Here is a 24,064-nt window from a genome sequence, read left to right on the forward strand (position 1 = left end):
GTATGAGAGAAAATAAAAACTTCAATGTCCTTTTCACATCATAAGATGAATAAAAGGACATTGAAGTTTAAATTTCTTTACGAAGTACCTTTTTATTTACAAATCCTAAAATTAATTTACGTATTTGTGGATCAATAACAAGTCCAATCATACCAAATAATAAGCCTGTAAGTATGAGAGCAACTAATGACGGTAGAGTAACGAATAGCATACGATATGCACAATAGCTAATAGCAAAGGCTAAGGAGTTAAAGAGAATACCTTTGAATAGAAGCTCAATACCTTTATGAACAAATAGAGTAAATCCTATTAATAAGGTAACTTCTGTAAGAATAGCTGCAGTGGCAGCCCCCATCATTCCAAATTTACTACCTAATACAATATAGCTAATGATGGCAACGACTAAACCAATTGCCATTGTTAATGTACGCTTCCATTGTTGACCAATCGTTGTTAAATTATCAGCAAGTGGATAGTTAATGGATTGTAAAATAACCATAAATGCTAAAATGGCGAGGGCATTACCAGCTGGTGCATACTCTTCGCCCAATAGGCTAACAATCCAAAAACTTGGATCAGCAATAAATGGAATCGAAATCCCCATTCCTAAAAATGACATCAACTTTAATTCAAAATGTGATAGCTTTCGATGTTCTTCCACATTTTTCTCATTTCCAAAAGAAAATAGTTTCGGATAAAATGCTGCGGCGATAACACCAGGGATTTGGTAGAGAACAGCTGGGATTTTGGATGCAGCACCGAAAAATCCAACCTGTTTTAATGTTGATACCTTTTCCAAAATAATCGGACCAAGCTGCGGTAATAGCATAATAATAATGCCATTAATTGTGAAAACGAGCAGTTGATCTAAAATTCCAGAGTTCCACCCCTTATGAATCGTTGTATAGCGAATAACCATTATAAAGGCAATCAGCCCTGTTACAAGACTTGATGCTCCATACATTGCTGCAACCATCATAAGTGACCACTTAAAGCTCATTCCTAGTAAAAGTGCTGCGGCTGCTGTTACACCTTGTAATACAGAGATAATAGCAGTAAATTGCATGCGTTCTGTTACTTGGAAGTAAGCCATTCCGACGCCTTGTAAAGTTGCTCCAAACATTGTTGGCAATACGACTAAATATACCATTGCACGTAAATAAGCATTATCATAGAAAAATTGTGCGAAAATGGCAAAGAGAATCGAAATAATCACGGCTAAAATGAAGCGAACGCGCAGATAACTACTAATAAGCTCGCTAATATTAGCACCTTGCTTTGTCCCCTCGCGCATAAAAGTATGTGTTAAACCAGCATCTGTAAAGTAACAGATGACAGCAGAAACAGCTAATGCAGCTGTAAACATACCGTAATCATGAGGTGAAACATATCTTGCAAAGAGAATGGTTGCAATCGCAAGTACAAACCGAACGATAATATTTCCTACAAAAAGATAGGACGCATTTTTTAGGATTTTATTTGTTTTCATTGCAAATACCTTTCTATTCTTTGGACTCTATTTGTCCAGTTTATAAAATGGAAAGAATGTGTAGCATGGTCCCGTTTTAAGAAAATAGAAATTTCATTCGAACAAACCAAAGCATTGCATATAATTTTTTGCTTCGTTTTCCATTTTTAGAATAAATTTTACGGCAATATTTCTTTATATCCCGTTTAATCAATTGAACCTGTGACTTTTCTAGCTTTGTATTCTCTTTAATATAAATACAAGCATTATTGATAACAGTATATGGGAATAGATATGTCTCAATCATTTGAATAAGTTCCTCAGAGTCTTTTGTTATCAAATCTGAAGATTTTTGATGAATCCAGTCATTCATTCGATGAAATACTTCTAATTCTTTTGTTGTTTTTAATTCATAATCTTTATATTTAGAAGATAGATTTCCTTCTGATAAAATTCGATAATAGGTTAAATATTCATCTACATAGCACACGTTTGTAACACTCATGAGCTTAAATAAAAATTCTAAGTCTTCTCCCCAACTGCAGCCAGGTGTAAAACGGATATCATGATCCATAACGATAGAGCGTTTAAAAATCCACGTACTTGTTTGGGCAACAACTTGATGTGTTAAAAAGGATTTTGTCATATCACCTTTAATAAAGTTGGTCACATGCGCTACCTTCTCACCTGTTTCTTCATAGAAGTTCATATAGCCGCAATAACAAGCATTCATATTGTTTATATGCATACTTTGTACTTGTTTTTCTATTTTACTTGGATGCCATAAATCATCGCTATCAAGAAAAGCAACATATTCACCATTAGCGTGCTCAATTCCTGTATTACGAGCAACTGATACACCTTGATTTTCCTGATGGACATAGCGAACTTTCTCTGGATGTTTTCGCTGAAGTTCTTTTACAATTATAGGTGATTGATCTTTACTACCATCATCTACAACTACAATTTCAATGTTTTGATACGTTTGATTTAGTATAGATTGCATCGTTTCTTCGATATACTTTTCCGCATTATATAGCGGGATTACAACAGAAACGAGTTGTTTTTGTTCCATCATAGCGTTTTATCTCCTCTAGTTTTTTATGTTTTGTATCATATATACAAGCCTTTTATAAAGGAAGAAGATTACAAGAACATCTGTATAAGTTTACCGCATATAAACTTTGTAAATCAACTTTCTAATTATTATATCTTGTTTAAAAGGTTGGATGTTATATAATAGTAATAATTTGAGTGGAAATGTAATTTGCTCTTTTGTAATAAGGAGATATACGTATGTAACTAAAGGAGGATTTCTATGTTAGACCAACCGACTCAAAAGGTAAAATGGGCCCTTTTGAGTATGATTTTGTTTATAGGATTTTTGTTTCGCTTTTTGACCTTAACAACGTATGGTGTAGACTTAACAATTGCTAGTGATGATATAGGTTATCAAAAGAGTGCAAAGGTTTTATTGGATACTGGTATGCTAACATATCATGACCCAGCTAAACCAACTATTCATATTATGCCGGGGCAATCGATGTTATTAGCCTCTATATTTTATTTTTTTGGTAGTGGGGATAGTGGACTATTTATAGCTAAATTCATAATGATGCTTTTTGGTGTAGCTAGCATTTATATGACTTATAAAATTGCCACGTACATCTTAAATCCAGCAGCGGGATTCATAGCTGCGTTTCTATTAGCTTGTTATCCTCCCGAGGTAGTAGTGGAAAATTTAACATTAACAGAGGGTCCATTTTTATTTTTTTCACTTGGTTTATTATATTGGAGTTTAAAATTAGCCAATACTCACGCAATGAAAGACCTTTTCATTGTATTACTCTTTTATTTTTTCGCTTTGTATTTTCGGGTGCAAATTGCATTATATCCGATTTTACTCTTTGTTTACCTTTTAATAAAGCGCTATCCATTTCGTATTATGATGAAGCAAGCGATCGTTAGTTTCGTATTATTATGTATCATTCTTGGTCCTTGGTGGGTTCGCAATTATATTCAATTTCATCAGTTTATTCCTTTAACTGGTGGAGCAGGAAATCCTTTATTACTTGGAACTTATCAAGGAGAAGGGTATCCAAAAGAAAAGGGTATGGATGAAATTGAAGCGGAATTACATGAGAAATATCCTCATATTGAGGCGCATGAACTTATGCAAATGGAAAAAGAGATTGCAGTGGATCGTATGAAGGAATGGTGGCGTACAGATAAAGAATCTATGCTAAGAAGTTATCTTGTTTTAAAACCAGAAATTTTGTGGGAAAAGCCTTATTATTATCCGGGGCATAATATAAAGATATTTGATATTTCAGGGGAAAATATGAAAGGATTTTTTGAATCTATTAAACAATTATTTTTCATTTGTACAATTCTTTCATTCGTATTATTTTGGAGAAAATGGAGAGAGTATGTATTTTTATGGGGTCTTCTTCTTTTTCAAACATACTTTACGTCTTTATATGTTGCCTATGAACGTTACGCGCTACCGTTAATGCCACTTTTATTTATTATAATAGGAATAGGAATTACAGTAGCTATAATGAAAGTGAGCAAACTCTTTTTAAAGAAAGAGTTCATTGTGAAAGGTTAATAAAACCCCCTTCTATTTGATGGAAATAGAAGGGGGTTATTTAAATTTGGAAATAAATTGTTTATTGTTCGTTTAAGCGAGATAATTGTTGTTCTTGGCTTTTTAATTGTTGTTCTTTATGCTCTAATTGTTGTTTTAATAATGCGTAATCTTGCGTTAATGTGACAAGTTGATGATGAAATTTAGAAATCTTTCGCGTTAAGTCAAAAATTAACACAAAACAGAATAAAAGACCAAATAGAAATAAGACGGATGGAGGATACTCCACTTTTAACAACTGGCCAATCCAATTTATAATCTTATCTGTAGAGCTTAAAATAGCCATAGAGATACAAACAAAAATCCATAAAATAGAGTATTTCGTTTCCAAAGTTCCCTGACGGATAGAATTAATAATTAGAAAAAATAATAATAGAATAAAGATAAATGAAAAGGTAACTATAGGCATTCATGATCAACCTTTCACGATTTTTTGCATTAAGATAGCTAGACTTACTTTAATCATGTAATATGCGGATTTAAGAGGTGTAATAGAAGATTGTCCACCTTGTCTTTCTTGCATATTGACAGATATTTCGTTAATGCGAAGTTTTTTCTTTTTTAAGTGAATAAGAACTTCGGGTTCTGGATAATCTTTTGGATAATTATGTGCAAAAATTTTAATCACTTCACGATTAATAGCACGGTATCCAGAAGTTGGATCCATAAATGTTTGTTTTGTTAATAGTTTTAATAAGGCAGTGAAATAGAAAATACCAATTCTTCGTGAAATACTACCTTTATATGCTGTTTTTTCTGTAAAGCGAGAACCTAACACCATATCACATTCATCTTCAGCAATTGGTTTGATAATTTTGTATAAATCATCAGGATTATGTTGCCCATCGGCGTCGAACTGAATGGCAATGTCATATCCATTTTCATAAGCATATTTGTAACCAGTTTGTACAGCGGATCCAATCCCTAAGTTGTATGGTAAATTTACAAGATGTACAGGAAAATTTTTTACGATATCAGATGTTTTATCTTTTGAACCATCATTTATGACACAAATACTTAGTTGTGAAAAATGTTGTTTTAATTTTAAAAGTCTAGTTAACGTATCAGCGATTGCTTCTTCCTCGTTATAAGCAGGAATAATAATCAATGTTTTTGGTATTGAAATTGGCACCTCAACAGACATTATCGCACCATCCCTTGTATATTTAATATAGTATAGTTCTTTTTAAATGCACTTTATCTAATATACCATTAATAGTATACCAAAATAAAGGACAAGCTGAAGTGGAATTTGTAAAGAAAAGGAGATACTTTCTGTTATTTTTAGCTGGTAAGACTTCACTTCAACATTCTGTGAAAGTAAAGAAGTTAAATGGGTGGAGAGATATAAAGCCTTAGGATAAAGAAAATTCTACTTCATCAATCTTGATTTCATGTATTATCACTTTATTGAAATAAAAAAATACACGCAAAGAAAAGGAATCATCTTTGCATGTACGAGAAATTATATATTCCACGGTTTATTTAAAGTTAATACTTCAGCCATTTCTTTACTTTTCAAACGCCCTTTTTTACGATTTTCTGCACGCTCTGCACCAGTTGTATAGAGCCAATGTTCTTCATCAGTTTCCGGAAGTACTTGTGGCACAGAGGATGGTTTGCCGTCTTTTAGTGCAACGAATGTGATGAAACAAGTGGCAGCAATACGACGTTCACCAGATAATAAATTTTCTGCAACGACCTTTACGAATACTTCCATGGAAGATTTCCCTGTGTAACATACAAACGCTTCATAACAAACAGAATCAGCTTGATGAATAGGTGTTAAGAAATCGACAGAATCAATAGAGGCTGTTACACAATGCTTACGGCTATGTCTAGCTGCTGCAATAGAAGCAACGCTATCAATTTCTGCTAATAATTTTCCGCCAAATAAAGTTTGATGATTGTTTAAGTCATTTGGAAAAACTCTTGTTGTTTTAATTGCTTTTGATTCCCTCATAAATTTTTTTTCCATATAAACAACTCCTATTTTCTGTTTTCAATCAGAGTGACATGTTTTTTAGTATAAAAGGAATGTAATATTTATCGGATTTTACTTCCGTTATAAATAAGTAAAATATGATAGGAAAGGAAGATTAACACTTTCGTATTTGTATGCATGTAACTGAAAGAAAATTTATTTTTATATAGATTGTAGTGTAAAAGAGGTTTCGCTTACATTGCAAGTAAAAAATGATGAACTCCTTATTTGTTATATAAATTCCCTATCAGCTATGTGCTCATTCATGATAGAATCGTTTTGTCATAAATGGAAATAGAGGTGCTATGGACATATGAATCAAATCCAAACAGGTTTTTCATCTTTTTTTAGCAAAATGATTATTGGGTTACTGCTCATGTTTTATGGTTATTCTTGGTGGTCATCTTTTGAAGCAGCAAAGCAATTTTTTGGTGGAAGTACAACGAGTATAATTATTGTATTTATTATATTTGTTATACTTCTTTTATTAATTGCATCTATTTTGCAATATCGTTTTACACATCAACAATTTCTTATTTTTCTCATTAGTATAACGATCCTTGTTAGGCTTGGATTCGTTCTATTTGGAGACGCCCCGCTTATAGGCGATATGAAATCGATGTATGAGTCTGCAAAACAAGTTGCGCTTGGAAATAGTATTGGTGCTGTTGCACAATTGCCTTTTATTATTTACCAATCACTATTAATTCGTATATTTGGGGATACAATCTTCGTTTTACAATTATGCAATATTTTATTTTGTACCGGAACTGCATTTTTCATTTATCGAATCGCATCTATCGTATTTCAAGAAGAGTGCGGACGTATCGCGGCAGTTGTGTATGCTTTCTATATCCCAAACATTCTTACGAGTGCTTTATTAACAGCTGAACCGTTAGCGACATGTTTATTTTATTTTGCTTGTTATATTCTTTTACATAAAGGTTTAAGTCATTCTTATATGTGGGGCTTTGTTGCAATTTTATTAGCATTCAGTAATATGATTCACCCTGTAGGTATATTTTTAATAATTGTTGTACTCGTATATGTCATGTTAGTAGAAATGTTTCAAGCATCACCAAAACAAAGTGTGCTTCTAAAAATGATAGGGATAGTTGTTATGTTTTATGTGATGCACTTTGGAATCAGCTATTGGATGCAAACGATAGGAATGCCTCAATATACAATCTCTAATGAGGCATATGTACAATCAGTCTTAATCGGAGATCATAATAATCAGCAGCAGGAAATGAAAAATTCAAATATAAAGAAACATATAGATCAACAGCTGAATGAGATAGAGGTTGAGCGGTATGCTTTTCTAAAGCCAAGCATAGATCAATTATCAAGTGAAGGAATGAATTTTGTACTGTTTAAGTATGAGAAGCTTACATATATCGTTATTACCTTATTTACAGCAATTGCTCTGCTGCATTTGATGATTAGAAAGCAGCAAAATGAAGGATACATGCTATTTATATTGCTTATTGTTGGATATATTGGTATGAAACTTTTTCATTCTAATACCGTATATGAAAATTTAATACTACCTGGGTTCTTTATTATACAAAGCCTCGGGGTTTATATGAGTTATTTCTATTGTCAAAAAATCTTTTTTAAAAAATAAAAGAATCCTAAATGGATTCTTTTATTTTTTTCGCTATTTTCGGGCGGTAAGACTCCTTATTTAAGATTTGGAGTAGGCGGAATTACATTTTTTTATCAGTAAGAAGGAGAACTTCAACTGATATTATCTAGTTAATTCCATTTGTAAGTTCTCTGCGGTTAAAGCCATTTGCGAAGAATCGTCTTGGATCCTCTTCATAACTTGAGATATAACTTTTAGTTCATTTTCAATTTTTTGGGTTTGTTCTTTTGAATTTGACATATCATTAACAATTTCTTGGAAATAATGGTCCGTTTCATGCATACTACCTGTTCCCTCAGTTACAAGGGAGCTAATTTGTTCCACAGATGAGGAAACATGTATGATTTGCGTATTTGTTTTTTCAACTAGCTTTGTAACATTTGTGATAGATTCCTTCGTTTGTTCAGATAATTTGCGAATTTCATCTGCCACAACCGCAAATCCTTTGCCAAACTCTCCCGCACGTGCAGATTCAATGGCGGCATTTAATGCAAGTAAGTTTGTTTGTTCAGCAATTGATTTTACAATATCAATAATTTCATTGATTTTTTTAGAAATATCAAGAAGTTCCCTTGTGTCTGTAATAATTGTTTCCATATTAGATTGAATGCTTTCCATTCGCTTATTTTGAGTGCCTAGTTGATTTTTTCCTTTATTTGCTTTTTCTTCAGAAGTTATTGCTAACTCTGTACCTGTTTTGGCGATTTCAACAATCTTTTCCGATTGTGTCGTTAATTGATGAATAGAGGCACTATTTTTTTCGGAAATTGCTGCGAGCTCCATGGCAATATGTTTAATCGTCATTGCTGTAATTTCTTTTTCTTTCTCATGTTCTTTTTGAATCTTTTCATATTCTGATTCATAGGCTGCAATAACAAGTTCTTGTTCGAGTGTGAACAATTTATTTATTACATTCAGAGAATAAGAGAAATCATCTATCGTTGAAATGTTTGCTTTTAAAATTTTCATGACGGAACGGAATAGTTCTTGATAAGCAGCTGTATACCATTTTCTATGTAAGCCAATTTTGACATGTTTTTTAGCAATTCGAATACGGCGTTCAATAAACTCTTCATCGATATTGCCACTAAATAATTCCTTAATATGTTGCATTAAAGTTTGCTTTAATTTTGTTACGGAACTATAGCGTTCAATGATTTCGATTAAGTGTGGCTGCTTTGTAATATTGCTATAGAATTTATCTGTTATCCATTCTATTTGCTCGTAAATAAATGGTTGTAATACTTTCACAACTTGTAGGTCTTCTTTCGTAATATGAAGCATATCCATCTGCATCTTTAATGCAGGATTTGTAACATTGAAGGTTATTTTCTGTTGTTGACTTAATTCGATAATACTTGTACTGCTATGTGCATCCTTTTTCTTGAAAGCCCCAAACATTGCTCTTTCCCCCTGTTATATAAAGCGTTTTCATTTTGCGTTCTTTTCTAATTATAACCATTTTTTGAATATTACTCTATATTAATATTGAACATAACAAAATAAGAGAACTTCTTTTGAAATTCTCTTACTGACCTTTCGTTATTTTCGCATGCGTTTTAAAGAAAACGGGGAAATGTACATTATATATAACTGTGACTACGCGTATGATGAATGTTACGAGTAAACAAATATAGAAAGCTAATACGTGTGCACCTAGCTCATATGTAATCAAGAAACTAATTGCACCGAGAATGGAAGCAATGGCGTAAATTTCTTTGCGAAATACATAAGGGATATCTTGCGCACAAATATCACGCATAATTCCTCCGCCAATACCTGTAATCACACCCATTGACACAACTAAAAAGGAAGCATCAACATGATGTAACATTGCCGCATTAGCGCCGATTGCAGTGAAAACGCCTAAGCCAACCGCATCAGAAAGCATAATCACAACTTGTAATTTGTTAATACGCTCGAAAAACATACAAGTAAAGAGTGCAGATAAGACACTAACAAAAAAGTAAATTGGTTTTATAAATGCAACGGGAGGTAGGTTACCAATCAAAATATCACGGATAATTCCGCCACCAAGTGCAGTAGCTACAGCTAAACAAAGGACACCAAAAAAATCTAGATCTTTCTTTAAACCAACTAATGTACCAGAAATAGCAGCGGCAATAATACCAAGAAACGTAAAGATATCGATTAATAACATGGCTCTAATCCCTTCCTCCTAAAGATGTTCCAGAGAAAAAATATACACTAAAGTTATCGAAATAACAATTACTTTTCGTTACATGTCAAAAAACGTATGAAATACATAAAGAAAGCGTTTGAAAATGTTATAAAAAGAGGATAAATCTTGGAAGGGGAATGGATGGATAGTTGAAGGTAATATGACATAAAATGAATAGTTTTATAGGTATTTTAAGTAGATGTATTTCAAAAAATATAAATAAATAGATTTTGCATAGAACTTATTTTATATTATAGTTAAAAATGGAAATTAGTAGTATATCGATAGTATTTATTGTTATTACAAGAAGAAGGAAGGAGGTTTTTTATCCTAATGGAGAGAAGCAGGGACTGGAGCTAGGATAAAAATATTTCTCAATTTAAATATGAGTTATGTTATAATTGCTAGGTATATTTAAATGGAATAAATAACGTCTACATGATAATGTAATGATTTTTTATGGAGGTCTAAGAATGTTGACAAATCAAACTAGGATTAGGTTTGAGCAATTTTTGCTCTTTTTTATTATTTTACAACCTGTTTTAGATTTATTAACTTCGCTTAGTATTATCGTATTAAAAATAAATACAACATTCGGGGTAATGGCAAGATTTCTTGTTATGGCTGTTTGTGGTATTTATATTTTATTGCAGGCAAAAGAAAAAGAGAATAGGAAGTTTTTGATTTATCTAGTAGTACTAGGTTTCGTATTATGCCTAGGTTTTATAAATAATAAGCTAAATAAGAATCCAATTATAATGGGTGAGGAAGTTAAATTCTTCGCAAAAGCATTGTATATATATATTATGCTGTCTTCATACATTTTAGCCTTAAAATCATTGAAGAAAATTACAAATATTGGTGAAAAAGTTAGAAATAATATTACGTATTCTACATTAATTATCAATATTGTTATGGTTGTTTCTATTGCAACATCTACAGACTTTGGTAGTTATCAATGGATGAAAGTTGGCTCTCGTGGATGGTTTTATGCTGGAAATGAGTTAGGATCTATTTTGGCTATCATCTTCCCGATTGTAGTATTATACTCTGTTCAGAAGACAAAAGGGATTACGAGTATTTTATACTGGATTCCGTCTCTATTGATGATTTATTCTTTAATTCAAGTTGGTACAAAAGTAGGTATGGGCTCAATTGGTGCAACATTGGCAGCAGCTATTATCATTCTTCTCCTTCAAGTATTATTTGATAGAAGAAATCCAAACAAAAAGGCATTATTACTTAATAGTATCATTGCTATTGTTCTATTAGCAGGTGTGATTGGAACGTTTAAGAAGACACCTTTAGCACAAAACATGGGTATTCATAATAACTATTTAGCAGAACAAAATGCGGCACAACAAGAACAAAAGGAAAAAGAAATTAAAGAAAAATTAAAAGAACAGAAACATAACAAGGAAAAAGCAGAAGAAAAAGAGAAAGTTGAAGAAGAAGTTAAAAAGGAACTTCAGAAAGAGCAGCAAAAGGAAAATCAAGAGAACCTCATATTCAGTGGACGTCAAGTATATGCGGAAAGACATCAGCAATTCTTTAAAGAAGCTCCAATGTCACAAAAGTTATTAGGAATGGGTTACGCAGGTAATTTTAAATACAACGAACAAAAACAACCAGATCCAAAGTTAATTGAAATGGACTTTCATGATTGGTTTTATGATTTTGGAATCATTGGCTTTTTGTTAATGATGATCCCATTCATTTACTATGGATTCAGAATCTTATTCCGTATGATTACAAGATTTAAAGACATCGTTAATATAAAATATGGAATGCTTGCAACGAGTTTAGCTTTAGCTTTAGGTATTGCATATATTGCGGGACATATTTTGACAGCACCAGGGGTTGGAATTTACTTTATAGTGGTGTTAGCTTACCTCATTGTAGATTTAGAAATTGAATGATAAAAATAAAAGCTAACTTTTGTTAGCTTTTATTTTTTAGTACAGTAAAATAAAAGGTAGATGGAAATGTGGCGAGGATTTAAAGGAGGAAAAAAGAATGAGGATATTGCATATGAATGCAGGAGCAGAAGACGGGGGAGGAAAGACACATATTATTTCACTTCTCGATCAGTTCCCAACCGATGAAGTAGAACTGGCAGTATTTGAAGACGGAATTGTTGCGAGGGAAGCAAGGGAGCTAGGGATCAAAGTTCATGTGTTCTCACAGAAGTCTCGCTACGATTTATCTATTTTAAAAAATATAAGTAGATTCATTAATGAGGAACAATTTGATGTTGTCCATACACACGGTCCTAGAGCAAACTTTTACGTTTCTCTTATGAAAAAAAGGATTGCTGCAAAATGGGTGACAACAATTCATAGTGATCCGTTTCAAGACTTTACAAAGCAAGGTTTAAAAGGATGGATTTTTACGAAATTAAACTTAAAGGCTTTAAAAGATATAGATTTATTCTTTGTTGTAACAAATCGCTTGAAAAAGAGTTTGGAACAATTGGGGATTTCTAGTGAAAAGATGCGTGTTATTTATAATGGAATTGAATATGATAAGGAAAAAGCGCAAGGTTACGATAAGAAAGAAAAGTTTCATATTGAAGAAGATGTGTTTACGGCTATTCAAGTTGCGCGGCTCCATCCAGTTAAAGGACATGAAGTATTATTTGATGCATTAAATCAGACTTCATTGTCTAAAATTAAGGTGTTATTAGTAGGTGATGGTCCATTAGAGGAAGACTTAAAGGCTTTAGCGAAAGAAAAAGGAATTGAAGATAAGGTCCAATTTTTAGGACATCGTCAAGATGTGAAACAGTTATTTGCATCGGCCCATATTAACTTATTAACATCTCACAGTGAAGGGTTTCCGTTAGTTCTATTAGAAGCAGCAAATCAACGTGTACCATCTATTGTAACGAAAGCTGGTGAAATTGAACCGTTAATCGTAGATGACACATATGGATGGGTTGTTCCAGTAGGTGATGGGAAAGCTTTAGCTAATGCTTTAGAACAAGCGTATGAAAAATGGAAAACAGGTGAACTTGCTGTAATGGGTAAACGGATTTACGAGCATGCTGTAGCAAATTTCTCACTGCACAAGTTATATGAAGATACGAAAGAAACATATAAACAATTAATAGCGAAATAACCTTGAATAATAGAGAGGATTGTAATTATGGCAGTACAAACAGTTGATATTTTAGGTGTTCCTTTCTCTACAATGACGATGGAAGAAACTGTACAATATCTTATGAAACAGCTGGAAGTTGGACAAGATCATACATTTCAAGTTGTAACAGCAAATCCTGAAATTGTTATGTGTGCAAAAAAAGATTCAAGTTTCCAAAAAACACTTTTACAAGCAGATGTAATTACCCCAGATGGCATTGGTGTTGTAAAAGCAAGCGCTATGTTAGGGACACCACTTCAAGAACGGGTAGCAGGCTTTGACTTAATGAATTATTTATTTGGAGAACTTTCAAAAGAAAATAAATCTGTATCCGTGTTCTTATTAGGTGCAAAGCCGCATGTTGTGAAAGGGGCTGCAGATCACTTAAAGAAAACATATTCGGCTATAAACATCGTTGGTTTGCAGGATGGATACTTTAAGCCTGAAGAAGAAGAGAATATTATTTCTCGTATTCAAGAAACAAAACCAGATCTATTACTCGTTGCACTTGGGTTTCCAAGACAAGAAAATTTCATTCAAAATAATAAAAATCGCTTACAAGCAAAGATGGCAGTCGGTGTAGGTGGAAGTTTTGATGTTTGGGCTGGTGAGGTAAAGCGTGCACCAAAATGGATTCAAGCCATTCACTTAGAGTGGTTCTATCGTTTATGTAGTAACCCAACTCGTTGGCGCCGTCAGCTTGTATTGGTAGAGTTTTTAAAAGAAGTAATGCGTTCGAAGAAGTAGCGAAGCCTCGCTGCTTTTTTTTTTATACATATGAACATGGCAGAGCCGGCTACCATCCATTTAGGACGTTTATCTACGAAAGTAATGAAAGGATAAGTCTAGGGGAATGATAAAGTGAAACGTTAATGAGTAGGCTCTCTCCATATTCATGAATCAAACCTTTACAGATAACTATATCCTCACTTAACTTCTTTGTTTTCACTTGAATGTTTGAGTGGAGCCTTACTATAGCTAAAATAGCGGGATAAATTTGTTTTACTTATGTAGTACACATGTGTAAAATTATGTGTAAAGACACCTGTGTTAGGAGGACTTCTAGTGGGGAAGGTAAAAGAAATTTCAAAGCGAAAGCTTCTCGGGATAGCGGGGCTTGGATGGCTATTTGACGCAATGGATGTCGGAATGCTTTCATTTGTCATTGTAGCTTTACAAAAAGAGTGGGGATTAACAAGTCAGGAGATAGGTTGGATTGGTAGCATAAACTCTATCGGTATGGCAGTAGGAGCCTTTTTATTTGGAATAATGGCAGATAAAAGGGGACGAAAATCGGTCTTTGTTATCACATTATTACTTTTTTCGATCGGTAGTGGTTTGACGGCTTTAACAACAACAATAAGTGCATTTCTTATTTTACGTTTTTTAATTGGTATGGGGCTTGGCGGGGAACTCCCGGTTGCTTCTACACTTGTATCTGAAAGCGTAGAGGCGCATGAACGCGGAAGAATTGTTGTTTTGCTCGAAAGTTTTTGGGCAGGAGGATGGTTAATCGCTGCTCTTATTTCATATTTTGTCATTCCGAAATATGGTTGGGAAGTAGCGATGGTTTTAAGTGCAGTGCCAGCCATTTATGCTCTGTATTTAAGATGGAAGTTGCCAGATTCACCTAAGTTTGAAAAAGTAGAAAAGAGACAATCTGTTATGACCAATATAAAAGCTGTTTGGTCTAAAGAGTATCGGAAAGCTACTGTTATGCTATGGGTTTTATGGTTCTGTGTTGTTTTTTCTTACTACGGTATGTTTCTTTGGCTACCAAGCGTAATGGTATTAAAGGGATTTAGCTTAATAAAAAGTTTTGAATATGTATTGATTATGACGCTAGCACAACTACCTGGATATTTTACAGCCGCTTGGTTTATTGAACGTGTGGGTCGGAAGTTTGTACTGATCACATATTTAATTGGTACAGCTTGTAGTGCTTATATATTTGGTATTGCAGATTCTGTAACTATATTAGTGGTAGCAGGTATGTTTCTATCTTTCTTTAATTTAGGGGCTTGGGGTGCCTTGTATGCATATACGCCTGAGCAATATCCGACAGTGATTCGTGGAACAGGAGCAGGCATGGCTGCTGCATTTGGTCGTATTGGAGGGATTTTAGGTCCACTTGTAGTAGGATATTTAGTTGCTTCGCAAACGTCCCTTTCATTCATTTTTACAATCTTTTGTGCTTCTATTTTAATTGGAGTACTTTCGGTAATCGTACTTGGAAAAGAAACGAAGCAGCAAGAATTAGTATAAGAAAAAAGGAAGTTGTGGTGACTTCCTTTTTTCTATTTTTATGCGGAATAATGGTAAGTAGAAAATAAAGCTTAAAAAAGGGTTTATTTCCAATGAAAGCGAATGTATAAAACAAGACACATGGACAAAACAATTAGGTGGTTGGGCAAATGAAAATTTTATTTATTATGGACGAGGTAGAAAGACGCAATAGATTAATTGAATTATTTACAGAAAATATACGAAATGTAGAATGTCTGGAAGCAATCACTGGAACGGAGTCTTTACATATCGCAAAAAAGCATGCTCCAGATTTCGTTTTTTTAGATACGCAGCTAAGAGACGGAACAGGATTTGAGTTTTCCAACTTGTTGCGAGAGCAAAATTGCAATATAAAATTTGTATTTATAGGGGAGAATGTTGAGGGGGCTGTTATGGCTTTTCGTTTTCGAGCATTTTATTATTTGCTGCGACCATTTCATCAAGATGATGTATTATTTTTAGCGCACAGAATGGAGCAAGAAATTGGAAAGAAAACGAGAAGTTATTTACGAAAGCTGCCAATTGAAAGTCATGAAGGCATTACGTACATTTTTCCCGAGGATATCGTATATGTAAGTAAGAATAAAGAAAATAAAACAGTTTCTATTTATACAATAAATAATCATTATATTTCAACATATACACTTCAAGAGTTAGAAAATAAATTGAGTACATATGATTTCTTACGCGTTCATAAGAGTTATTTAATTAATGTTATATATGTACGGGAACTAAAACCTTATTATAATGGAACGTATAATCTTTATTTGGAAAAGTATGATGAACGGCCGATTCCTGTTAGTCGAAACTATGTAAAACGACTTCGGAATAAAATTGAATTGTAACAAGTTGTGAGAGAATATGAACATGATAACATAAGAATCCTTCATGATAAGGAGGATTCAAATTAAATATTCAGAAAATTTAGTACAATCTCCACTAAGAAGTTATATTGGGGGGATTGTATGTGAAGGCATTCAAATCAATTTTGCTTTGGGGGATAATCTCAGTATTAGGAGCTACCGGATTTGGGGTGATTGCTCTATCACAGGGGGAAACGATTAATGCCATTTGGTTATTAGTCGCTGCAGTTTCAGTATATGCCGTTGCATATCGATTTTATAGTAGATTTATAGCGAGAAAAGTATTTGAACTAGATCATAATCGGCAAACACCTGCTGAGACATTGAATGATGGAAAAGACTATGTACCAACGAATAAATGGGTGCTATTTGGTCACCACTTTGCAGCTATAGCAGGAGCTGGTCCTCTAGTAGGCCCCATTTTAGCAGCGCAGATGGGGTATTTACCAGGAACGATTTGGATTATTGTTGGGGTTGTTATTGCAGGAGCAGTACAAGATTTTGTCATTTTGTTTGCTTCAATGAGACGAAATGGAAAGTCGTTAGGGGAAATGATTAAGGATGAGATTGGTCCTATTACAGGGTTAATCGCAATGATTGGGATTTTAGGCATTATGATTATTTTATTAGCTGTATTGGCTTTAGTAGTTGTGAAAGCGCTTATTGGAAGCCCGTGGGGGATGTTTACGATTGCAGCAACAATCCCAATTGCTATTTTAATGGGAGTGTATATGCGCTATATTCGTCCAGGAAGAGTGGGAGAAGGATCGGTTATTGGAATTATTTTGCTTATTTTAGCCCTTATTGGTGGACAGTATGTAGCTGAAAATCCTACCCTTGCAAGCATGTTCACGTTTAGTGGCGAAACAATTGCTATCATGCTTATTGTATATGGCTTTATCGCATCTGCACTTCCCGTTTGGATGCTGCTTGCACCGCGTGATTATTTAAGTACATTTTTGAAGATTGGTACAATCGTTGGATTGGCAATTGGCATTGTCATTGTTGCACCACAATTACAAATGCCTGCTGTTTCAAAGTTTATTGATGGAACAGGCCCGGTATTTTCAGGGAACTTATTTCCATTTTTGTTTATTACAATTGCTTGTGGTGCGGTATCAGGATTTCATGCTTTAGTTTCTTCAGGTACTACGCCAAAAATGATTGAAAGAGAAGGGCATGCACAACCAATTGGTTATGGGGCAATGTTAATGGAATCATTCGTTGCAGCAATGGCAATGATTGCAGCATGTGTGTTAACACCGGGAACTTATTTTGCGATTAATAGTCCAGCGGCTCTTATCGGTACAGATGTAACCCAGGCTGCACAAGTTATTTCATCATGGGGATTTGCGATTACACCAAATGAGTTAAAAGAACTGGCTACAAATGTAGGAGAACAAACGATATTATCTCGAACAGGTGGTGCACCAACATTAGCAATCGGAATGGCTTATATCTTTTCACAAATATTGGGCGGTACAGCGATGATGGCATTTTGGTATCACTTCGCCATTTTATTTGAAGCACTATTTATTTTAACGACAATTGATGCAGGAACACGCATAGGCCGTTTTATGATTCAAGATATATTAGGGCATGTATATAAGCCGTTTGCAAGAACAGATTCCACAGTAGCAAATGTGACCGCCACAACATTATGCGTATTAGGATGGGGTTACTTCTTATATCAGGGAGTAGTGGATCCTCTTGGTGGCATTAATACATTATGGCCACTCTTCGGTATTGCTAACCAAATGCTAGCTGGAATTGCTTTATTACTTGGAACAACTATTTTATTCAAAATGGGTAAAAAGCTATACGTTTGGGTAACGCTTATCCCAACAATCGGATTGCTAATTGTAACAATGACAGCTGGTTATCAAAAGCTGTTCCATGAAAATCCTAAAATCGGATTTTTATCGCATGCAAAAGTATTTCAAGGTGCACTAGATGAAGGAAAAATAGTAGCACCAGCAAAAAATATCGCACAAATGAAACAAATCATTTTCAATGATTATATTGATGCGGCACTTTGTGGAATTTTCATGTTAGTCGTCATAGCAGTTCTAATTTCTGCAATTCGTATATGGATTCGTGTGTTGCAAAACAAAGCTACACCATTAAAAGAAGCACCATATATTCCAAGAGATGAAAGTGAGTCGAGAAATTATGCTTAAAAAATTAGGAAACATATGGGGAGCAAGAAAACAATTCATTAGCTTGCTTGTTGGCGTTCCAAGTTATGAAACATATGTCACTCATATGAAAGAAAATCATCCTGGAGATCCCATTTTATGCCGAAAACAATTTTTTGCAGAGGCACAAGAAGCAAGATTTAATGCAAAAGGCGGAAAAGTATCAAGATGTTGTTAAGAAGAAGAGCGGGGTTTCGCTCTTCTTCTTCGGTTTACGTTTCACGTGGAACAGAAAAAAATAAAGCTACCGTTTGATAGCTTTATTTTTGCGTCGTTATACAAGTTCTTTTCCGGCAAATTTACGATATGCACCGTGATGTGTTGGGCCTACATATTCGTTGATTTTAAACGAATGACGAATCGCCGCAGTAATGAATTCCTTCGCAACTTTTACAGCTTCTTTTACAGATTTACCTTTTGCAAGTTCAGCTGTAATGGCTGCTGAGTATGTGCAACCTGCACCATGTGTATTTGTTGTATCAATTTTTTCTGATTCTAAAAGTTCAAATGTTTCACCATCATATAATACATCAATTGCTGTTTCTGTACCTAATTTGTTACCGCCTTTAATCAGTACATATTTTGCACCTAAAGCATGAATTTTTTTCGCTGCTTCTTTCATGTCTGCAAGAGAAGTAATTTTTACACCGCTTAATTGATATGCTTCAAATAAATTTGGTGTTACAATTAATGCTTTTGGTACAAGAACATCACGTAAGCAGTCATTTGTTTCAGGATGTAAAGCTTCGTCTGCTCCTTTACAAACCATAACTGGATCTACGACAACGTTTTTTAGATTATGTTTTTCGATTGTTTCAGCAACCATTTCGATAATCTCTACTGATCCAAGCATACCTGTTTTTAATGCATCTACACCGACACCTTCAATTGTTGTTTCTAATTGTGGTTTTAATGTAGAAACAGGGATAGGAAATACGTTATGTGCCCAGCCATTGTGTGGATCCATTGTTACGATTGTTGTAAGAGATGTCATTCCGTATACACCAAGTTCTTGGAATGTTTTTAAATCCGCTTGCATTCCGGCACCACCGCTTGTGTCAGAACCAGCAATTGTAAGTGCTTTATTTAATGTCATTGTAAAAGCCCCCTCAGGTGATATAATGATAACTGCATTTTTAATCATTATATCAATGTTGTGAATAAGTACAAAGTAAAAAAGTGGATTGTTCCCTTGAAAGGATATCTATTTTTTATTATAAACTGGAAATTTATGTTCATTTAAATAAAAAGTTGCTTTTTATATATGTAGCAGGATAAAAATGTTGATGGTATCTACAGATTCAGTACCAACAAAAACGATTACAGGCATTTTTGGATTCATAACGGGAAGTGTTGTTCAATAAAGATTTAAAGTCAATTGTTGAGGAAGAACTAGTAGAAATACTAGAGGATTTCTAAGAAAATGGTAAAAGGACGTTTGGAGAAAGAGACAAAGATTAGGGGCCAATGCTATTGTTGGTCTGCGCTTTGAGATGACCGCTGGGCAAGGGTTGACAGAGTGAATCGGTTATGGCACAGCTGTGATGATAAAGTAGTTACTAAGAGATACTTGTTTGTTATTGTTATATAGGATATGAAAAACAGTATAGTTATATAATTTTAATTTTTTGAAAAGAAAAATAAACAGTTAATATATTGTTTTGTAAAGATTCAGTAAATAAATTGACATTAGAAAATAATTGCTATAAAATCATTGGTAATTGCATAGTCTTATCAAGAAAAGGTGGAGGGACAGGCCCTATGAAGCCTTGGCAACAGCCGAATATCGGAATTGTGCCAAATCCTGCAGGTAATAAATCCTGAGAGATAAGAAGGAATTTTAGAGCGTGTTTTTAAACTGCTTCTTTCTCATTCAGGAAAGAAGCAGTTTTTTTATTTGTTTTATATAAGAAGGGAGTATGAGAAATGAGCGAATCATGGGGAAAAGGAACAATCTGTGTGCAAGGGGGATATACACCAAAGAATGGGGAGCCGCGCGTTCTACCACTTTATCAAAGTACAACATATAAATACGACACATCAGATGATTTGGCGGCGCTTTTTAATTTAGAAGCAGAAGGGTATATCTATACACGTATTGGGAATCCGACAATTGCAGCATTTGAGCAGAAGTTAGCGGAACTAGAGGGTGGTGTAGGCGCTGTTGCAACAGCTTCTGGCCAGGCTGCTATTATGCTTGCTATTTTAAATATTTGTAGCAGTGGTGACCATTTACTTTGTTCTTCAACCGTTTATGGAGGGACTTTTAACTTGTTTGGAGTTAGTTTGCGTAAGCTTGGGATTGATGTTACATTCTTTAATCCGAACTTATCCGCTGATGAAATTGTGGCACTTGCCAATGATAAAACAAAGCTTATTTATGCAGAATCACTTGGAAATCCAGCTATGAACGTTTTGAACTTCAAGGAATTTTCTCGTGCTGCAACAGAACTAGACGTACCGTTTATTGTTGATAACACATTAGCAACGCCATATTTATGTCAGGCGTTTGAGCATGGAGCAAATATTGTAGTTCATTCTACAACAAAGTATATTGATGGGCATGCAAGCTCATTAGGTGGCGTTGTAATTGATGGAGGGAATTTTGATTGGACGAATGGAAAATATCCCGAACTTGTAGAACCTGATCCAAGTTATCACGGTGTAAGTTATGTACAGGATTTTAGGGAAGCGGCATATATTGTGAAAGCGCGTGTTCAATTATTAAGGGACTATGGAAATTGTATGAGCCCATTTAATGCATATATTAGCAATATTGGTTTAGAAACGTTGCATTTGAGAATGGAACGTCATAGTGAAAATGCTCTTGCAATCGCAAAGTGGCTTTCTAAGCATGAGCGTATTGAGTGGGTCAATTATCCAGGATTAGAGAGTAACGAAAACTATTCATTGGCGCAAAAATACTTATCAAAAGGTGCAAGTGGAGTTTTAACGTTTGGAATTAAAGGCGGACTAGAAGCGGCGAAAGAATTTATCGCAAATGTGAAATTGGCAACGCTTGTAACACATGTCGCAGATGCAAGAACTTGTGTGATTCACCCTGCTAGTACAACACATAGACAGTTAACGGAAGAAGATCAACGTTTAGCCGGTGTTACGTCAGATTTAATTCGTTTATCAGTTGGTATAGAAGATGTTTCTGATATTATTGCTGATTTGGATGCAGCTTTAATTGGGGGCAAAACACATGCCAATCATAATTGACAAGGATTTACCAGCTCGTAAAGTGTTGCAAGAAGAAAATATTTTTGCCATGACAAAGGAGCGAGCAGAAACACAAGATATTAGAGCTTTAAAAATTGCAATTTTGAACTTAATGCCCAAAAAGCAAGAAACCGAGGCGCAATTACTTAGATTACTCGGTAATACGCCCCTTCAATTAGATGTGCATTTACTTCATATGGAATCGCATATCTCTCGCAATGTAGCGCAAGATCATTTAACAAGTTTTTATAAGACATTTCGCGATATTGAAAAAGAGAGATTTGATGGGCTTATTATTACAGGAGCTCCGATTGAAACTCTTCCATTTGAAGATGTGGATTATTGGGAAGAGCTCAAGAAAATAATGGACTATTCGAAAACGAATGTAACGTCTACATTGCATATTTGTTGGGGAGCACAAGCTGGATTGTACTATCATTATGGGATTCCTAAATATCCGCTTGAAGAAAAAATGTTCGGTGTGTTTGAACATGAAGTACTTGAGCAACATGTGAAATTGTTACAAGGATTTGATGAGCTCTTTTTTGCACCGCATTCTCGTCATACAGAAGTACATGCAAAAGACATAGAAAAGGTAGAAGACTTGAAATTGCTTGCAACTTCAGAAGAAGCTGGTGTCCATCTTGTTATCGGACAAAATGGAAAATATATTTTCGTTCTTGGGCATAGTGAATATAGCTGTGATACATTAAAACGAGAATATGAACGGGATATACAAAGAGGATTGGATATAGCAGTTCCAAAAAACTATTTCAAGTATAATAATCCAGATGAAAAACCACTTGTTAGATGGCGAAGTCATGGGAATTTACTATTTTCGAATTGGCTTAATTATTATGTATATCAAGAAACCCCTTATATTTTGTAAAGGATGCGATAACATGTGGTGGCGTTTTCTTTGCATAGACCAATTTCTATTTTTGTAATGTTCAAAATACATTGTTTTTCAGAATTTTAAATTATATAATGGCATCTAAATACATTTTTTTAGAGGGGTGGACAGTGTTATGAATGAGATTCAGGTAGGGTTATTAGGACTTGGAACAGTCGGAAGCGGTGTGGTTCGTATTATCGAGAACCATCAGGATCGATTAATGCACCAAGTAGGTTGCCCAGTGAAAGTAGCAAAAGTACTCGTGCAAAATATAGATAAAGAACGTGAGATCCAAGTATCCCCTAATTTATTAACGAAACGTGCAAATGAAATTATAGATGATCCGAATATTGATGTTGTTATTGAAGTAATGGGCGGGATAGAAGAAGCAAAAGCTTATATTTTGCAAGCTTTAAAGAATGGAAAACATGTTGTGACTGCCAATAAAGATTTAATGGCTTTACATGGGGCAGAACTTTTAACAGTGGCAAAAGAAAACAGCGCTGATTTATTTTATGAGGCAAGTGTTGCAGGTGGTATCCCTATTTTACGAAGCATTGTAGAGGGGCTTTCCTCAGATTTGATTACAAAAGTAATGGGGATCGTGAATGGCACAACAAACTTTATTTTGACAAAAATGTCTGACGAAGGGAGAGCGTATGACGACGTGTTAAGAGAAGCGCAGCAGCTTGGATTTGCTGAAGCAGATCCAACATCAGACGTAGAAGGTTTAGATGCGGCAAGAAAGATGACGATTTTAGCGACTCTTGGTTTCTCTACCAATGTAGAACTTGGGGATGTGAAAGTGAAGGGGATTACTTCTATTACGGAAGAAGATATTGCATATAGTAAGAGTTTAGGCTATACAATCAAGTTAATCGGACTTGCAAAGCGTGATGGCGACAGGCTAGAAGTAACAGTTGAGCCAACTTTGCTTTCCAATACACATCCTCTAGCAGCTGTTCAAAATGAATATAATGCTGTATATGTATACGGGGAGGCAGTAGGGGAGACGATGTTTTACGGTCCTGGTGCTGGAAGTTTACCAACAGCAACGGCGGTTGTTTCTGACCTCGTTGCCGTTATGCAAAATATTCGCCTTGGTGTAACGGGTAATAGTGCAGTTTCTCCACAGTATGAGAAAGTATTAAAAGAGCCTCATGAAATTTTTGTGAAAAAGTTTTTACGATTGCATGTAAAAGATGAAATTGGTGTATTTGCAAAAATTACATCGCTATTCTCTGAACGAGGTGTAAGCTTTGAAAAAATTATTCAAATGCCACTTCAGGAGAAAGGAAAAGCTGAAATTGTTATCGTTACTCATCGTGCATCTCTGGCAGACTACGAATATATTTTATATACACTGGGATCATATGAGGAAGTAGATTGTGTGAAAGCAAACTATCGAATCGAAGGGGATGCGAAGTAATATGGAAAGGCTAGGGGCTGGTTTGAAAGATTTGAGTATTGCGATTGATACAAAACAGCTGAATCCAGTTGCCAAATAATGAGAAGGTTGTGTCT

20 protein-coding genes, 2 pseudogenes and 1 riboswitch are annotated in these 24,064 nt (G+C 34.6%); of the genes and pseudogenes, 13 read left to right on the forward strand and 9 right to left on the reverse strand.

Annotated features, from left to right (window positions below; genetic code table 11):
- Window positions 1-67: 67 nt before the first annotated feature.
- Together MR058_RS17140 and MR058_RS17145 are read right to left on the reverse strand one after the other, a co-directional pair.
- Window positions 68-1,489: an oligosaccharide flippase family protein gene (locus MR058_RS17140; RefSeq protein WP_242145108.1), complete on the reverse strand. Its 1,422-nt coding sequence runs from the start codon at window positions 1,487-1,489 to the stop codon at window positions 68-70.
- Between the two features lie 76 nt (window positions 1,490-1,565).
- Window positions 1,566-2,546 (reverse strand): glycosyltransferase family 2 protein, encoded by a 981-nt coding sequence (locus tag MR058_RS17145; protein WP_242145109.1) that lies wholly within the window; start codon window positions 2,544-2,546, stop codon window positions 1,566-1,568.
- A 240-nt stretch (window positions 2,547-2,786) separates the two neighbouring features.
- Here MR058_RS17145 and MR058_RS17150 point away from each other — a divergent pair, with 240 nt between their 5' ends.
- Entirely contained in the window at window positions 2,787-4,079 is a 1,293-nt protein-coding gene (locus tag MR058_RS17150; protein WP_242145110.1) for an ArnT family glycosyltransferase, read from the forward strand.
- 61 nt (window positions 4,080-4,140) lie between these two features.
- On the opposite strand, the gene MR058_RS17155 is transcribed toward MR058_RS17150, so the two are convergent.
- The 3 genes from MR058_RS17155 to MR058_RS17165 all read right to left on the reverse strand — a co-directional run bounded on the left by MR058_RS17155 (window position 4,141) and on the right by MR058_RS17165 (window position 6,096).
- Entirely contained in the window at window positions 4,141-4,527 is a 387-nt protein-coding gene (locus tag MR058_RS17155) for a DUF2304 domain-containing protein (RefSeq protein WP_242145111.1), read from the reverse strand.
- Between the two features lie 6 nt (window positions 4,528-4,533).
- On the reverse strand, window positions 4,534-5,262 hold the full coding sequence (locus tag MR058_RS17160; protein WP_012096391.1) for a glycosyltransferase family 2 protein: 729 nt from the start codon (window positions 5,260-5,262) through the stop codon (window positions 4,534-4,536).
- A gap of 321 nt (window positions 5,263-5,583) precedes the next feature.
- Entirely contained in the window at window positions 5,584-6,096 is a 513-nt protein-coding gene (locus MR058_RS17165) for an acyl-CoA thioesterase (protein ID WP_242145112.1), read from the reverse strand.
- A gap of 319 nt (window positions 6,097-6,415) precedes the next feature.
- Between MR058_RS17165 and MR058_RS17170 the strand changes: the two genes are divergently transcribed.
- Window positions 6,416-7,729 (forward strand): glycosyltransferase family 39 protein, encoded by a 1,314-nt coding sequence (locus MR058_RS17170; RefSeq protein ID WP_242145114.1) that lies wholly within the window; start codon window positions 6,416-6,418, stop codon window positions 7,727-7,729.
- Window positions 7,730-7,852: 123 nt separating this feature from the next.
- On the opposite strand, the gene MR058_RS23715 is transcribed toward MR058_RS17170, so the two are convergent.
- From MR058_RS23715 to MR058_RS17180, 3 genes and pseudogenes are all read right to left on the reverse strand, one after another.
- Window positions 7,853-8,554: a methyl-accepting chemotaxis protein gene (locus tag MR058_RS23715; protein ID WP_396021456.1), complete on the reverse strand. Its 702-nt coding sequence runs from the start codon at window positions 8,552-8,554 to the stop codon at window positions 7,853-7,855.
- A gap of 102 nt (window positions 8,555-8,656) precedes the next feature.
- Window positions 8,657-9,151 (reverse strand): annotated as a pseudogene (locus tag MR058_RS23720) (protoglobin domain-containing protein); the annotation flags it as partial.
- A gap of 127 nt (window positions 9,152-9,278) precedes the next feature.
- Entirely contained in the window at window positions 9,279-9,911 is a 633-nt protein-coding gene (locus MR058_RS17180; protein ID WP_242145116.1) for a trimeric intracellular cation channel family protein, read from the reverse strand.
- 494 nt (window positions 9,912-10,405) lie between these two features.
- Here MR058_RS17180 and MR058_RS17185 point away from each other — a divergent pair, with 494 nt between their 5' ends.
- The 7 genes from MR058_RS17185 to MR058_RS17215 all read left to right on the forward strand — a co-directional run bounded on the left by MR058_RS17185 (window position 10,406) and on the right by MR058_RS17215 (window position 18,598).
- On the forward strand, window positions 10,406-11,851 hold the full coding sequence (locus MR058_RS17185) for an O-antigen ligase family protein (protein ID WP_242145118.1): 1,446 nt from the start codon (window positions 10,406-10,408) through the stop codon (window positions 11,849-11,851).
- Window positions 11,852-11,948: 97 nt separating this feature from the next.
- A complete protein-coding gene (locus MR058_RS17190; RefSeq protein ID WP_242145119.1) occupies window positions 11,949-13,052 on the forward strand; it encodes a glycosyltransferase in 1,104 nt (367 codons plus the stop codon).
- 27 nt (window positions 13,053-13,079) lie between these two features.
- Entirely contained in the window at window positions 13,080-13,820 is a 741-nt protein-coding gene (locus MR058_RS17195; RefSeq protein WP_242145121.1) for a WecB/TagA/CpsF family glycosyltransferase, read from the forward strand.
- Window positions 13,821-14,138: 318 nt separating this feature from the next.
- Window positions 14,139-15,338, forward strand: coding sequence for an MFS transporter (locus tag MR058_RS17200; RefSeq protein WP_242145122.1), 1,200 nt, complete (start codon window positions 14,139-14,141; stop codon window positions 15,336-15,338).
- A 149-nt stretch (window positions 15,339-15,487) separates the two neighbouring features.
- A complete protein-coding gene (locus tag MR058_RS17205) occupies window positions 15,488-16,204 on the forward strand; it encodes a LytR/AlgR family response regulator transcription factor (RefSeq protein WP_242145123.1) in 717 nt (238 codons plus the stop codon).
- 122 nt (window positions 16,205-16,326) lie between these two features.
- Window positions 16,327-18,402 (forward strand): carbon starvation CstA family protein, encoded by a 2,076-nt coding sequence (locus tag MR058_RS17210; RefSeq protein WP_242145124.1) that lies wholly within the window; start codon window positions 16,327-16,329, stop codon window positions 18,400-18,402.
- Entirely contained in the window at window positions 18,395-18,598 is a 204-nt protein-coding gene (locus tag MR058_RS17215; protein WP_242145186.1) for a YbdD/YjiX family protein, read from the forward strand. The genes MR058_RS17210 and MR058_RS17215 overlap by 8 nt, the downstream gene beginning before the upstream one ends.
- Window positions 18,599-18,694: 96 nt before the next feature.
- Here the strand turns inward: MR058_RS17215 and pdxK are convergent, their stop codons facing one another.
- A complete protein-coding gene (pdxK, locus tag MR058_RS17220) occupies window positions 18,695-19,516 on the reverse strand; it encodes a pyridoxine/pyridoxal/pyridoxamine kinase (protein WP_242145125.1) in 822 nt (273 codons plus the stop codon).
- Window positions 19,517-19,700: 184 nt separating this feature from the next.
- Between pdxK and MR058_RS23725 the strand changes: the two are divergent.
- From MR058_RS23725 to MR058_RS17235, 4 genes and pseudogenes are all read left to right on the forward strand, one after another.
- Window positions 19,701-19,943: pseudogene (locus tag MR058_RS23725) on the forward strand (heavy metal-binding domain-containing protein).
- Between the two features lie 205 nt (window positions 19,944-20,148).
- Window positions 20,149-20,254: riboswitch (SAM riboswitch) on the forward strand.
- A 92-nt stretch (window positions 20,255-20,346) separates the two neighbouring features.
- A complete protein-coding gene (locus MR058_RS17225; RefSeq protein WP_242145126.1) occupies window positions 20,347-21,645 on the forward strand; it encodes a bifunctional O-acetylhomoserine aminocarboxypropyltransferase/cysteine synthase in 1,299 nt (432 codons plus the stop codon).
- Entirely contained in the window at window positions 21,629-22,534 is a 906-nt protein-coding gene (metA, locus tag MR058_RS17230) for a homoserine O-acetyltransferase MetA (protein WP_242145127.1), read from the forward strand. Before MR058_RS17225 ends, metA begins: the two co-directional genes overlap by 17 nt.
- A gap of 139 nt (window positions 22,535-22,673) precedes the next feature.
- A complete protein-coding gene (locus MR058_RS17235; RefSeq protein ID WP_242145128.1) occupies window positions 22,674-23,969 on the forward strand; it encodes a homoserine dehydrogenase in 1,296 nt (431 codons plus the stop codon).
- The last annotated feature ends 95 nt before the right edge of the window (window positions 23,970-24,064 follow it).

The organism is Bacillus cereus group sp. BfR-BA-01430 (assembly GCF_022663115.1).
Taxonomy (GTDB): Bacteria; Bacillota; Bacilli; order Bacillales; family Bacillaceae_G; genus Bacillus_A; species Bacillus_A cereus_BD.

Excerpts from the sequence above, each read along its gene's own strand:
- MR058_RS17140 (WP_242145108.1), bottom strand. The coding sequence starts at position 1,489 with ATGAAAACAAATAAAATCCTAAAAAATGCGTCCTATCTTTTTGTAGGA.
- MR058_RS17145 (WP_242145109.1), bottom strand. The coding sequence starts at position 2,546 with ATGATGGAACAAAAACAACTCGTTTCTGTTGTAATCCCGCTATATAAT.
- MR058_RS17150 (WP_242145110.1), top strand. The coding sequence starts at position 2,787 with ATGTTAGACCAACCGACTCAAAAGGTAAAATGGGCCCTTTTGAGTATG.
- MR058_RS17155 (WP_242145111.1), bottom strand. The coding sequence starts at position 4,527 with ATGCCTATAGTTACCTTTTCATTTATCTTTATTCTATTATTATTTTTT.
- MR058_RS17160 (WP_012096391.1), bottom strand. The coding sequence starts at position 5,262 with ATGTCTGTTGAGGTGCCAATTTCAATACCAAAAACATTGATTATTATT.
- MR058_RS17165 (WP_242145112.1), bottom strand. The coding sequence starts at position 6,096 with ATGGAAAAAAAATTTATGAGGGAATCAAAAGCAATTAAAACAACAAGA.
- MR058_RS17170 (WP_242145114.1), top strand. The coding sequence starts at position 6,416 with ATGAATCAAATCCAAACAGGTTTTTCATCTTTTTTTAGCAAAATGATT.
- MR058_RS23715 (WP_396021456.1), bottom strand. The coding sequence starts at position 8,554 with ATGACGATTAAACATATTGCCATGGAGCTCGCAGCAATTTCCGAAAAA.
- MR058_RS17180 (WP_242145116.1), bottom strand. The coding sequence starts at position 9,911 with ATGTTATTAATCGATATCTTTACGTTTCTTGGTATTATTGCCGCTGCT.
- MR058_RS17185 (WP_242145118.1), top strand. The coding sequence starts at position 10,406 with ATGTTGACAAATCAAACTAGGATTAGGTTTGAGCAATTTTTGCTCTTT.
- MR058_RS17190 (WP_242145119.1), top strand. The coding sequence starts at position 11,949 with ATGAGGATATTGCATATGAATGCAGGAGCAGAAGACGGGGGAGGAAAG.
- MR058_RS17195 (WP_242145121.1), top strand. The coding sequence starts at position 13,080 with ATGGCAGTACAAACAGTTGATATTTTAGGTGTTCCTTTCTCTACAATG.
- MR058_RS17205 (WP_242145123.1), top strand. The coding sequence starts at position 15,488 with ATGAAAATTTTATTTATTATGGACGAGGTAGAAAGACGCAATAGATTA.
- MR058_RS17215 (WP_242145186.1), top strand. The coding sequence starts at position 18,395 with ATGCTTAAAAAATTAGGAAACATATGGGGAGCAAGAAAACAATTCATT.
- pdxK (WP_242145125.1), bottom strand. The coding sequence starts at position 19,516 with ATGACATTAAATAAAGCACTTACAATTGCTGGTTCTGACACAAGCGGT.
- MR058_RS17225 (WP_242145126.1), top strand. The coding sequence starts at position 20,347 with ATGAGCGAATCATGGGGAAAAGGAACAATCTGTGTGCAAGGGGGATAT.
- metA (WP_242145127.1), top strand. The coding sequence starts at position 21,629 with ATGCCAATCATAATTGACAAGGATTTACCAGCTCGTAAAGTGTTGCAA.
- MR058_RS17235 (WP_242145128.1), top strand. The coding sequence starts at position 22,674 with ATGAATGAGATTCAGGTAGGGTTATTAGGACTTGGAACAGTCGGAAGC.